Annotated in this window: 5 protein-coding genes; 2 read left to right on the top strand and 3 right to left on the bottom strand. The window is 69.7% G+C overall.

The genetic code is table 11. The features are described from left to right. Positions 1–24 precede the first annotated feature (24 nt). From TMO_RS09695 to TMO_RS31645, 3 genes are all read right to left on the bottom strand, one after another. Positions 25–3,276, bottom strand: coding sequence for an error-prone DNA polymerase (locus TMO_RS09695; protein WP_014745444.1), 3,252 nt, complete (start codon positions 3,274–3,276; stop codon positions 25–27). 53 nt (positions 3,277–3,329) lie between these two features. Continuing rightward, positions 3,330–5,063, bottom strand: coding sequence for a DNA polymerase Y family protein (locus TMO_RS09690; RefSeq protein WP_014745443.1), 1,734 nt, complete (start codon positions 5,061–5,063; stop codon positions 3,330–3,332). A 74-nt stretch (positions 5,064–5,137) separates the two neighbouring features. Then, entirely contained in the window at positions 5,138–6,292 is a 1,155-nt protein-coding gene (locus tag TMO_RS31645) for an ImuA family protein (protein ID WP_014745442.1), read from the bottom strand. Between the two features lie 808 nt (positions 6,293–7,100). Between TMO_RS31645 and TMO_RS09675 the strand changes: the two genes are divergently transcribed. After that, a complete protein-coding gene (locus TMO_RS09675) occupies positions 7,101–9,227 on the top strand; it encodes an elongation factor G (protein WP_014745441.1) in 2,127 nt (708 codons plus the stop codon). A 444-nt stretch (positions 9,228–9,671) separates the two neighbouring features. Beyond that, positions 9,672–13,007 carry an ATP-binding protein gene (locus TMO_RS29330; RefSeq protein WP_187297768.1) on the top strand — a complete coding sequence of 1,112 codons (3,336 nt, stop codon included), beginning with the start codon at positions 9,672–9,674 and terminating at the stop codon, positions 13,005–13,007. Positions 13,008–13,125: the final 118 nt, after the last annotated feature.

The following is a 13,125-nucleotide window of genomic DNA, read 5'->3' as shown; positions in this document are numbered from 1 at the left end:
CGCCCCGTCCCCTGCGATCGGGGGTCAGTGAAAATCGCGCGATCGCAGGCGGATCTGGCCAGCGGGCGGGGTCGTCGTCGGCGCGGTCGCGTCCAGCCGGATGCCAAGGGCCGCCAGATGTTCGGCCGCGGCCCGGTCGTCGGCACGTCCGACCGCGGCGGTCAGCATCGGCTCGGCATCGGCCAGGGTTTCGACCAGCAGATGGATGATCTGCCCCGATCGCTCCAGCCGGCCGCGCGCGGTGAGCACCCGACCGGTATGAACCAGAACGCGATGGCGATCACGAATCTCGGGCCGGACGATCAGATTGGCATAGCCGGTTTCATCTTCCAGCGTGATGAACACGATGCCCTTGGCGGTGCCCGGTCGCTGGCGGGTGGTGACCAGCCCGGTCACCGACGTGCGCCGCCCGCTGGTGATGCCGCCGAGCGCCGAAACCGGCACCACGCCGCGCCGGTCCAGCTCGGCGCGGATCAGGGTGATCGGATGGCGGCGAAGGGTGAGGCCGGTCGAGGCATAATCCTCGACCATCGCCCGTGCCGCCGGGGTCGCCGGCAGAGGGGCCGGCGCCTCTGCGGGTCTGCCGCCATCATCCAGCCCGGCGAACAGCGGCAGGGCTGCTCCGGCCTCCATCCGGCTCAGCGCCCAGAGCGCCCGGCGCCGATCCAGCCCCATGCCACGGAAACCGTCGGCTTCGGCGATGCGCATCAGGGCCGCCGGTGCCACCCCCGCCAGCCGGGTGATGGCGGCCGGGCTGTCATAGCCGCCGGGCGGTCGCCGCTCGGCGATCCGCCGCCCATCCGCTTCCGCGAGCCCCTTCACCAGGCGAAAGCCCAGGCGCAGCGCCGGCAGACCTGCCGCACCGGTGGCGGCGGTGGTCGGTTCCAGCGTGCAATCCCAATCGCTGCGGGCGATGTCGACCGCCCGGATCTCCACCCCATGGGCTGCGGCATCGCGCACCAGCTGGGCCGGTGCATAGAAACCCATGGGCTGGCTGTTGAGCAGCCCGCAGGTAAAGGCCGCCGGGTGATGGCATTTCATCCAGGCTGAGACATAGACGATCAGGGCAAAACTGGCGGCATGGCTTTCCGGAAAACCGTACTCGCCGAAGCCTTCGATCTGGCGGAAGCAGCGTTCGGCAAAGTCGCGGTCATAGCCGCGGGCGACCATCCCTGAGACCAGCTTGTCGTGGAAACGGTTCACTGATCCGGTGCGGCGGAAGGCGGCCATGGCCCGGCGCAGTTCGTCGGCTTCTTCGCCGGTGAAGCCGCCGGCGACCATGGCGATGCGCATCGCCTGTTCCTGGAACAGCGGCACGCCCATGGTCCGCTGCAGCACCGCCTTCAGCTCGTCCGACGGATAATCCACCGGCTCCAGCCCGTCGCGCCGGCGCAGATAGGGGTGAACCATGTCGCCCTGAATGGGCCCCGGCCGGACGATCGCCACCTCGATCACCAGGTCGTAATAGGTCCGCGGCTTCAGGCGCGGCAGCATGTTGAGCTGGGCCCGGCTTTCCACCTGGAACACCCCCACCGCATCGGCCCGGCAGAGCATGTCATAGACCGCCGGATCCTCGGGCGGGAGGGTGGCCATGGTCCAGCTCTGGCCGGTGGTCTGCCGGATCAGCTCGAAACCCTTGCGCACCGCGGTCAGCATGCCCAGCGCCAGCACATCGATCTTCAGGATGCCGAGCGCATCCAGATCGTCCTTGTCCCATTCGACGAAGGTGCGGTCGGGCATGGCGGCATTGCCGATCGGCACCGTCTCTTCCAGCGGTCGGCGGGTGAGTACGAAGCCGCCGACATGCTGCGACAGATGGCGCGGAAAGCCGAGCAGGCTGCGGGCAAGCGCGATGGTCGCCCGGATCCGCGGCGCATCGGGATCGATTCCGGCAGCCCGCAGGGCCTCGCGGTCGAGCGGCTCGTCGGAATGACCCCAGATCTGACCCGAAAGCCGGCCGGCGGTATCCTCGTCCAGCCCCATGGCGCGGGCGACCTCGCGCAGCGCACTTTTCGGCCGGTAGCTGATGACGGTGGCGGCAAGTGCGGCATGGTCGCGGCCGTATTTTTCATAGAGATGCTGGATCACCTCTTCCCGGCGTTCATGCTCGAAATCGACGTCGATATCGGGTGGCTCGTCACGGGCATCGCTGATGAAACGCTCGAACAGCAGGTCGACCCGGGTGGGGTCGACGGCGGTGATGCCGAGCAGGAAGCAGACCACGGAATTCGCTGCCGATCCGCGCCCCTGGGCCAGAATGCCGCGATCGCGTGCGAAGCGCACGATCTCGTCCACCGTCAGGAAATAGGGCGCATAGCCCTTGCGGCCGATCAGCCCGAGTTCGGTTTCGACCCGTTTCCGGATCCCGGCCGAGGCCCCCTCGGGATAGCGCCAGGCGAGCCCTTCCCGCGTCCGGCGCTCCAGGGTCTGCTGGGGTGTTTCGCCGGGCAGGCCGGTCTCCATCGGATATTCATAGGAGAGTTCGTCGAGCCGGAAGTTCAGCCGGTCGGACATCCGGCGGGCAGCTGCAAGGGCGTCAGGATAGCGGGCGAAGCGGCGGGCAATCTCAGGCGGTGGCTTCAGATGCCGTTCGGCATTCCGGGCGAGCCGCCGGCCGGCCCGGTCGATGGTCACATGCTCGCGGATGCAGGTCATCACATCGGCGAGCATCCGCCGCTCCGGTACATGCATGCGCACGTCGCCGGTGGCGATCATGTCGATGCCGAGCCGGCCGGCCAGCGCATCGACCCGGGCGATGCGGGCGTCGTCATCGCCGGCAAGCAGATGGCGCGCCGCCAGATGCACCGCATCGGGGAAGGCGGCCGCCAGCCGGCTGGCGGCTGCGGCATGGGCATCCCAGTCGGAGTGGGGGCCGGTTGCAGGACACGACATCGGCGGCAGCAGGATGATCTCGTGATCCTCCGCCATGGCAAGAATATCGGCCAGGGTCAGCCGGCAGGCACCCTTGGGCGCCCGACGCTTGCCCAGGGTCAGCAGGCGGCAGAGCCTGCCATAGGCTTCCCGGTTGCGCGGATAGAGCAGCATCGGCGGCGCATCTTCGGGATCGAGCCTGGCGCCGACATGCAGGGCAAGGCCCAGCTTACGGGCCGAGACATGGGCCCGGACCACGCCGGCCAGGCTGGACCGGTCGGCGATCGCAACCCGGTCATAGCCGAAGGCGGCAGCGGTCGCGACCAGTTCCTCGGGATGCGACGCCCCGCGCAGAAAGCTGAAACAGCTGGTGATCTCGAACTCGACATGGGGGACGGGCTGCATCGGTGCGGAACCTGTGGCGATAGCTGAGGGTCCAGGGACAATGGTCTGGAAAATCAGGCAAAGATGCCGTGAACGAACCAGTCGTCTGCGGCTGCTACGTCATCGGCGGCCCCGCCCCCGTCGAGCACCAGCCCGGCCGATCCGCGGCTGCGGAACACCCAGAGTCTGAGCCCGTCCTCGGTTTCGACCCGGTAATAGTCGCGGGCCTCGGCCGGGGCGCCGGGACTTTCCCACCAGGGGCCGGTCAGCCGTTCGGGGCCATCGGCCAGATGCACCCGATGCAGCCGGCCGCGCCAGCGCAGCCGGGCCGGGGGATCATCGGGCAGGGCCGCCACCACCAGGGCCGGCTCGGGCCGGGCGAGCAGCCGCGCCGGCCGGGGTGCCGTTACCCGATGGGGGCCGTCGTCAATCCTGGCAGCCCGCTGCGGGGCGATGGCAGCGGGGATCAGCTTGATGGCCGTCTCGGGCATCACCCCGGCTTCGATCCTGACCGCCCGGACCCGGCCATTGCCGAGCCGGGCATCGATCCGGTCGATCAGGGCGGCGACGGCAGCGCCGCCGGTACCGGCTGAAAGCGGGGCCTGGCCAAGCCCCGGCAGCGATCGGTCCAGATCGGCGAGCGGCTGGACCACGGGCGCCGCCAGAACCATGACCTCGATCCCGAGGCCGGGATCGATCCGGTCCAGCCGTTCGGCCAGCAGCCGCATCATGTGCCGTGGCTCCCGGCTGGCGAGCGCCAGGCCCAGCTCGGCGCGATGCAGACGGCCATCGACCAGATGGACCGACAGCGCCAGCCGCCGGGCACCGAGGCCGGCGGCGCCCAGATCGGCCACCAGATCATCGACCAGGGCGGCGGTGGCGGCAGCGATATCCTCGGCCCGTCCGATCGGCTCCGCCCAGCTGATCCGCACCTCGACCGGCGCCGACGGCCGGCGGGGATGCAGGGGATCCGGCGCCCGGTCGTACAGCCGGTCGAGCAGGTCGAGCAGCCCCGACCCGAAGCGTTCGGCAACCGAACTGCGGGGCAGCGCATCCAGGGCATCGACCCGCCGGATGCCGAGCCGCGCCAGACCTTCCGCAACCCGCCGCAATCTTTCTCGATCGAGACTGATCATCTCCGGCGGCAGGGGGCCGACCAGCCGGGCGAGGGCGGCCCGGGTCTCGTCGGGACCGGCCCGGTCATGTGCCACCACCACGGTGGCATCTGCCGGGGGATGGGCCTGTGCGTGGGCATGTGTGTAGGCCTGGGCCCGGGCGAGGGCAGAGGCGGCGAGCGGTGTGGGGGCGATCGCCGCGGTCAGGCTGAAGCCGCGCCCGCGGATCAGGGCACCGGCCCGGGCGATCAGACCGGCCTCTCCCCGGAAGAGATGCGCAACCCCGGTGATGTCGAGAAGCAGCCCCTGATCGCCGTCGAGGCCGACTGCGGGCGAAAAGCGGTCGGCAAGATCGGCAAGCCAGGCCAGGGCGCGGCGGTCGCCCCGCGGGTCTGCCGGGGCGAGCAGGATGTCGCCGGCGGTCCGTGCCCGGGCTTCGGCCAGCGTCATGCCCGTCCGGACCCCGGCGGCCCGGGCGGCAGGGTTGGGGATGGTGATCATCGGCCCGCGCGGGCCCGGGGCATGGCAGGCGGCTGGGCCGTGGCGCCAGTGCCGGGCCGCATCGGCATCGCCGCTCGCCTGCGCGATCAGGATCTGGCGGTCGACGGCGAGCAATGGCAGATGCAGAGCCAGAATGCGCCGGCCGGAGCCGGTGCCGGCAGGGCGTGCGGGATCGGCGTGAGGGCTGGACATGAGAGATACTGAACCCCGGGGCAAGGCGGGACAGCGGCCCCGTGCCGGCGCGGGCGTCCGGTTCCGGGGGCGGGTCAGCCGGCGGTGAGCGGCCGGTTGCCCAGGCTGCGGGTGAGGGTACGGCCGAACCAGCCGCCGGTCCCGGTCTGGCGGGTCGGCAGGCCGTGTACGACCTGGCGTGCCGCCACGGCACCCGGGCCGTGGATCACGTCCAGCATGCCCGCACCGGTCGTACCGTCCCGGTTCGCCTCCGGCCCCTCGGCCGCCCAGGCGACGGTGAAGCGGGCGGGCAGGGCGCCGCGCGCACGGAGCAGGTCCAGCCGCCAGTGCAGCCGGCCGATCGGGCGGGCGGCATAGCCTGCCGCGGCCGGCCATTGCGCGGCTGTGCCGGGGGCCGTGGTCACCGCCCAGCGACTGGCGGCGGAACTGGCCGGCAGACGGTCGAGCAACAGGGCGGGATCGGCATCATGGGCGGCGGTGGCGGCAAGGATCCCGGCGGCGACCGGGCGGAGCATCAGGGCCGGCGCTCCGCCTTCGGCGGCGGCGAATTGCAGGCGCCGGGTGGCGAGCGGGTCGGCATCGGCGACCTCTCCCACCACGGCGGCGACCGCGCCGCTGCGCACCGCCTCTTCCATCACCCAGAGCCGTTCGGCACTACGCCGGGCCGGCACCACCAGCAGCCGGGAGGGATCGAGCCCGAAACCCGCCAGCCCCGGCGCATAAGGGGGCGGCCAGCCGCCGACCCAGAGAACCGGGCCGCTGCGCAGGCGCGCTGCCGCCGCGGCCCAGCTGGCGGCAAGCCCCAGCCCGGCACCATGGGCGGCACCGGCCGAAGGATGATCCCCCGCTTCCGCGGTCACGATTTCATGCAGCCGGGCCAGGCTGAGCCCGCCTTCGCCCAGGCGGGCATCGATGGCGGCATGACCGGTGCCGATCACGGCGCCCGCCTGGCCACGGTCATCTCCGGTGGCGGCATTGCCGCGGGTCTCGATCCGGGCGATCACCGCCCGCAGCTGCTCGACCCGATCGGGCACCTGGGCTGCGGCAAGACCGGCTGCCGCCGTGTCGTCGAGCTGATCGTCGCTGGCCTGAGGGTCGGGGTCGACCGCGGCCCGTGCGGTTGCTGCGGCAGCGGCCGCGAGCAGGCGCGAAGGCCTGACCCGGATGGCGGGATCGCGCTGGGTGAGGGGGAAAGGGGGGGCGAGACGGGTCGCGGATCCGAAAGCCATGCCATCCTCCGTCGTTGGGCCGCCTTCCGGCACTGGCCACGGGGTGGAAGGAACACCGGCAGAACCGGCCGGTGACGAAAGGAGCGGTGGTGTCGAAATGAGAGCAGGGCAGGTGGTCCCGGCGACCATCAGGTGCAGCTCCGCCATGGCCAGGCTGTGCGGCCGGCCGGGCTGCACGGCTATGGAAGAGGCGGTGCCGACGACCCGGTCATCGGCCGCGGCCGGTGTGCGCGGACGGCGGGGGCCATCCCTGAAGATGCGGACCACCCGGCCTGGTGCCGGCGCGATGGTCGTCGGCCTGATCGGTATCATCGCTGCCTTCCTGCAAGAGAGGCCGGCCTGCAAGAGGGGCCGGTGATGCAGGCCTGGCCTGTGCGGGCCGGGCTTGCGGGGCCGTTTCAGCGGACCGGGGGGCGTCCGTTTGTTCTCTTTTTGTTCTAGTCCGGCTCGCAGGTGGAGTCAAGCGGGGGGCAGACATCCCGTGGCTGCGGCCGATGGCTGCGACAGATCGGCATCGGATAACGGTTTCGCTTGCCTCGACCGGCCGGCCGCGCGAGCATCGGGGGGTAACGAGGCCGTCATATCACCGGATGGTGATACGGAACGGCCCGCGATCTGACGGGGCCGCCTTCGCTGCGGGCATCCTGCATCGCCGCCGACGGTTCCGCTGCCAAGGAAGGGACGGATCGTCCGATCCGCTCCGACGCGCGGCGCGCCTCTTCTGTGCCGACTTGTCCTGCTGCCGCCCGCGCCCGTGACACCCGACATCGGACGATCTCCATCCATTCCGGATGCTGGGGAGGATGCCATGTCCACCAACACGGCAGAGGGCAGGCCCGCGGGGGCCATGCCCGACAGAGTTCCGGCGGCGCCACGGTGCGCCGTCCTTATCGGACCTTATGGAACCGGTAAGACCAGCCTGCTCGAGGCCATGCTGTGGATCTCGGGCACCACCGGCCGGCTGGGCCGTGTGGCCGACGGCACTGCGCGGGGCGATGCCTGGCCCGAAGCACGCGGCCAGATCTCGGGCGGGCTGACCCTCAACACCGCCCGCATCGACTATCTTGGCGAGCGCTGGACGATGCTCGACTGCCCCGGCGCCGCCGATTGCCGCCAGGACATGCGCGATTGTCTGACCGTCGCCGATGTGGCGGTGGTGGTCTGCGACCCCGATCCCGCCCGGGTCGAGGCGCTGGCGCCGATCTTCACCCTGCTTGAGGAAATGCGCGTTCCCCACATGGTGTTCATCAATAAGGTGGACACTTTGAGCGTGCGCGTCGCCACCATCCTCGACGCCCTTCAATCCGCCAGCCGCCGGCCACTGGTGCTGCGCGAAGTGCCGATCCGAGAACGCGGCGCCTCGGGCGAGGAGCGGGTGGTCGGCCATGTCGACCTGGCCAGTGAACGCGCCTATCGATATCGCCCCGGATCGGCATCGGAGGTGGTACGGCTGCCCGCCTCGCTCAGCGCCCGCGAGCAGGAAGCCCGCCAGGTGATGCTCGAAACGCTGGCCGATTTCGACGATGTCCTGTTGGAACAGCTGCTCGAGGAAAACCATCCCGACCGCAAGACCATCTATCGCGACCTCGGCCGGGAATTCGGCCGCGAGACCATTGTGCCGGTGTTCTTCGGCAATGCGCTTGAAGGCTTCGGGGTCCGGCGGCTGATGAAGGCGCTGCGCCACGAGACGCCGGATGTCGCCGTCACCGCCTGCCGCGAAGGCGTGCTCGACCCGGTCGATGCCGGAGACGAGGGGGAAGATGCGGTCCTGCGCGGTCACGACGACGGCCGGATGCGGGCCCGGCTGTTCAAGGTGCTGCATCTGCCGCATCTGGGCCGGGTCGGGATCGCGCGGCTGTGGTCGGGGCGGCTGGCCGAAGGGGATGACTTCGCCGGTCAGCGTCTGGGCCAGATCGGCATGTTCGACGGCCCGGCCATGATCCGGCGAACCGATGCGGCGGTTGCGGGCGAGGTGGTGGTGCTGCCCCGGCTTGAAAACGTGCCGGTCGGCGTGACGGTCGATGCCAAAGGTGTGATCGCCGAGGGAGGAGCATCGGTGCCGATGCCGGTGGCCGGCCTGGTTCTGGCGGCGACCAGGGCTGCCGACGAGGCCAAGCTGGGGGCCGCCCTGGCGCGGCTGGTGGAAGAGGATCCGTCCTATCGGATCGATGCGCGTCCCGACATGTCCGAAACGGTGCTGATCGGCCAGGGGGCCCGTCATCTGGCCCTGGCGGTGGAGCGGTTGAAGCTGCGCTTCGGCATCGAGGTGGAGACCCGGCCACCCCGTATCGCCTTCCGCGAGGCGCCGCGCCGGCCGGCGGCTGCCCGGGCGCGGCACAAGCGCCAGAGCGGCGGCCATGGCCAGTTCGCCGATGTGTCCCTGGAACTCACGCCCCTTGGCCGCGGCGAAGGTTTCCGGTTCGAGGACCGGACCGTCGGCGGCTCCGTGCCGCGCAATTTCGTGCCCGCCGTGGAGGCGGGCGTGCGCGACGCGATGGTCAGCGGGCCGCTTGGCTTCCCGGTGGTCGATCTGGCGGTTTCTCTGACCGATGGCCTGCATCACGCGGTCGACAGTTCCGACATGGCCTTCAGGACCGCGGCCCGCATGGCGATGACCGAGGCCCTGGGCGAGGCGGATCCGGTACTGCTGGAACCGGTGAGGCCGGTGCGGATGACGGCACCGGGCAGTGCCACCGCCCGCATGCATGCCGCCATTCAGTCGGCCCGCGGTCAGATCCTGGGCCTGGAAGCGGTGGCCCAGCCCGTGGGTTGGGACCGGCTGGAAGCGATGGTGCCCGATGCCGAACTGCCCCGGCTGATCGACGATCTGGCGGCTGCGACACAAGGTCTGGCGGTGATCGAGGCCGGTGAGGCCGTGCTCCAGGAGGTACCGGGCAAGCTGGGGGAGAAGCTGGCCAGAACCCACGCTGCCTGATCGCCCGATCCGCCCGATCGTTGGCCATCATCCGTCATCGCCCGGCCTCTGACGGGGGCCGGGCGATGATGCATGTCGGACGTGGTCTGGAAAAATGCCACGATGCCAGCCTCTGCCTTGCGTCCGTCAGGGGGGCCTGCAACACTTCCCGGGCTGGATGGGGGAGCACGGTCGTGCGGGAGATCACGACCGGCGGGCGAGGACGGCAGGGGCACTGTGGCCCCGATCGCGCCAGCGGCCTCGATCGCCCAGTGGCTTCGATCGCAAGAGGGCATCGCGCAGGTGCGCATCGGCTGGCATCGGGACAAGACTCCATCCGCACAGACAGTGGCGGCCGGAAACGCAGATCATGATGACGGCGGAGCCTCGGCATCGCTGCCGCATTCTGCTGTCAATACGTCCGATGTCAGCTTTGGCCGGCTGATCCGGCCGATCCTGGGGGTGATGACCATCGGTCTGGTTCTTGTGGGCGCGATCGTCGTGACCGCAGCCGGCGTGCAGGACCAGACGGCACTGAACCAGCAGCAGCGCCTGATCCGCGATCTGCTGAACGCCCGCATGTCGACCCTGGAACGGACCGTGGTCGACTACGCCTGGTGGGACGAGGCCGTCGCCGCAACGAGCCCTCCGTTTGACGACGCCTGGCTCGACGATAATTTCGGGGCCTATCTGCGCCGCACCTTTGCCGTCGACGGCAGTCTGGTGATGGGAACCTCCGGACCACCGGTCTATCTTTCTGCCGGCGAAGGATTCTCTGCAGACGAGATCGATACCCTTCCGTCGATGCTGGCACCCCTGGTCGAAACCGCTCTGGCGACAGGCGGGCAGGAGCCGCGGTCTGTGAAACGGACGATCAGGATCGACGGCAGCATCGTTTTTGCGGTGGCCGCCCGCATCGCGCCTTTCGCAACCGAGGGCACGGTTCAGCCAACCGAGGAGCCCGGTCACGCGCTGGTCATCTTTCAGCGTCTGGATCGCAATTTTCTGGGGCATGACATAATCGGGGGGCTGCCTGACGTGACCCTGGCCCTGACGATGCCGCAGGGGGATGCCGCCCTGGCACTGGATGGTCCGGATGGTACCCCCGTCGCCTGGGTCACCTGGAGGCCCGATCAACCCGGTCGGGCGCTTCTGGAGAGCACATTGCCGCTGGTCGTCATCGCGCTTCTGCTGATGTCGGCACTGGTCTGGAGTGCGGCCGCCCGGGCGCGTCTGGCCGTGGGGAGCCTGACGCATAATGCGCGGTTGCTTGCGGACCGCAACCGCCGGCTCAGCGAGCAGGAACAGCGCTTTCGTGATGTCGCCGGCATCGCCAGCGACTGGATCTGGGAAACCGATGCCGACGGCCGGTTCATCTACGTTTCCCGCCGGATCGTGGATCGACTGGGAATTCCGGCCGACCGGCTGATCGGCACCCGCCGCGCCGAATTGCCGGCCATGGCCTGGCGGCGCGCCGAAGAGCGGCGCTGGCGACGGCACCTGGACGAGATGGCGGCCGGTGTCGCCTTCGATGGCCTGCGCTATGAATTGCTGGATGCCCACGGGCGTCGCCGGGTGATCGAAGAAGCGGGGCGGCCGATCCTGGACGCGCGCGGTCGGGTAATCGGCCATCGCGGTGTCTCGACCGACATCACCGATCGCATGGAGGCGGAAGCCCGAGCCTGGGCTGCACATCGCCTGATGCTGGATGCCCTGGACAGCACGCGCGAGGGCATCGCGATCTATGATCGCGACCTCAGGCTGGTGATCGTGAACCGTCGCATGGTTGATCTGTTTCAGGTGGTCGCGGACCTGCTGGTGCCCGGCACCCTGCTCGAGGATCTGGTGCGCGCCGCGGTCGATCGGGGCGCCTATGCTGGCGACAGGCTGTTTTCGGTCGAGGCGGCGATGCGCCGTTACGGCGACATCGTCCATCATCGCAGCGATGCGCTGATCGATGCCCACATGGCCGATGGCCGATTGCTGGAGTTGAGCGAGCGCGCCACGGCCGATGGTGGGCTGGTGGTCGTCGCCCGCGATGCGACCGATATCCGCCGGCGTGAACGCGCCCTGGCTGAAAGCGAGGAGCGGTTCAGGGCAATTGCCGAGGCGGCGCCGCTGCCGATGCTGATCGTGATGCAGGACGGCCGGCGTCTGCTTTTCGCCAATCGGGCCGCGGTAGATGCCTTCGGGCTGGACGATCTGGTCGGCGGCCAGACCGAAGGCGGGCTGATCTTCGACCGGCTGTTCGCAGATCCGGCGGCGGCGGCGCTGATCATGGCCGAATTGACCGGCCGGGCCGCGGCGGATCGGATCGAAGCGCCGATGATCCGGGCCGGTGATCGTGCCTTCTGGGGGCTGCTCAGCGCCTGTGCCCTGCGCTATGGCGGTGCAGCATCCCTGCTGGTGGTGGTGCACGATATCACCGATCGGCGCATGGCCGAGGATGCGCTGCGCAGTCGCGAGACCCGCCTGCGCCGCCAGAACGGGGCCATTGCCGCGATCGCCCATGGCGGCGGCCTGTTTACCGGCGACCCCGCCAGCGTTATCCGGGTGGTGAGCGAAACGGCGGCGGAGATCATCGATGTCGGCCGGGTTTCCGTCTGGCTGGCGGATACGATGCAGACCCGGGCGGGTACGCACGCTCCGGATCCGACCGATTTCATGTGCATCGATCATTTCGATGCGCGTGCCGGCAGTCATCTGCCGACCGATGGACGGCATATCTCGGTGGCCGGAATGCCGCGCTATTTTGAGGCATTGCTGCCTGAACGCGCGCTGGTGGTGGGGGATGCCCGTTTCCATCCGGCCATGACCGAGGTGATGACACTGCCGCGCTATGGCGACAACCTGGGCGCCCTGATGGATGCCACCGTCCGGGTCGACGGCCGGGTGGTCGGTATCCTGTGCTGCGAGCATTTCGGCTCGCCCCGGCATTGGGCTCAGGACGAGGTCAATTTCGTGGGCTCCCTGGCCGATCTGATCGCGCTTGCCCTGGTGGGCGCAGAACGCAGGCGCGCCGAGACGGCCTTGCTGGAGGCCAAGGAGACGGCCGAGCTGGCCAACCGTGCAAAAAGCGAGTTCCTGGCCAATATGAGCCATGAGCTGCGCACCCCGCTGAATGCGGTGATCGGCTTTTCCGAAATGATCGCGCTTGAGGCGCTGGGCCCGGTCGGCAACCCCCGCTACCTGGAATACGCCCACGATATCACCGAGAGTGGCGGCCATTTGTTGGCGGTGATCAGCGATATCCTCGACATGTCGAAGATCGAAGCCGGCCGCCTGGATCTCGACGAGCGGCCGGTCGATCTGCGGGCCATGGCATCGCGTGCCCGGGGGATGGTTCAGGCGCGTGCCGATGCCGGCGGCATCACCCTGGAGACCGAGCTGCCGCCCGGCCTGCCGCCGATTCTGGTCGATGAGCGGCGCATGAAGCAGGTGCTGCTCAATCTTCTCTCCAATGCGGTCAAGTTCACCGAGCCGGGGGGCCGGGTGACCTTGGCGGCAGTGCCGGGCAGGGATGGCGGCATGGACATCATCGTGACCGACACCGGCATCGGCATCGCCCCCGAGGATCTGCCCAAGGTTTTGACCCCGTTCGGTCAGATCGAGAGTGCCTTGAGCCGTCGTTTTGAAGGCACCGGGCTCGGCCTCCCCCTGTCCAAGGCGATCGTCGAGTTGCATGGCGGCCGGCTGCTGCTCGACAGCCAGCCGGGCCTGGGAACCACCGTTACAGTTCATCTGCCCGCGACACGGCTCGCGGGACATGGAGAGCTTTGGGTGGCGGGATCGCCGGGCTGACATCCCGGACCGGGGTGACCATGCGCGGAACCAGATCCCGCAGGACAGGTGGCCCCGGCTCTGGCGGCAGCGGATCTCCCGGGGGTGGTGGCGGCAGGGCCAGAGCCGAGAGGGCCGT

The sequence above is a fragment of the Tistrella mobilis KA081020-065 genome, assembly GCF_000264455.2.
GTDB classification, from domain to species: Bacteria; Pseudomonadota; Alphaproteobacteria; order Tistrellales; family Tistrellaceae; genus Tistrella; species Tistrella mobilis.
Note: the sequence above shows the minus strand (reverse complement) of the source record. Positions and strands in the feature narration are given on the sequence as shown.

What these genes read in the sequence shown, in the direction of transcription:
- TMO_RS09695 (WP_014745444.1), bottom strand. Translation starts at nt 3,276, where the DNA reads ATGCAGCCCGTCCCCCATGTCGAGTTCGAGATCACCAGCTGTTTCAGC.
- TMO_RS09690 (WP_014745443.1), bottom strand. Translation starts at nt 5,063, where the DNA reads ATGTCCAGCCCTCACGCCGATCCCGCACGCCCTGCCGGCACCGGCTCC.
- TMO_RS31645 (WP_014745442.1), bottom strand. Translation starts at nt 6,292, where the DNA reads ATGGCTTTCGGATCCGCGACCCGTCTCGCCCCCCCTTTCCCCCTCACC.
- TMO_RS09675 (WP_014745441.1), top strand. Translation starts at nt 7,101, where the DNA reads ATGTCCACCAACACGGCAGAGGGCAGGCCCGCGGGGGCCATGCCCGAC.
- TMO_RS29330 (WP_187297768.1), top strand. Translation starts at nt 9,672, where the DNA reads ATGACCATCGGTCTGGTTCTTGTGGGCGCGATCGTCGTGACCGCAGCC.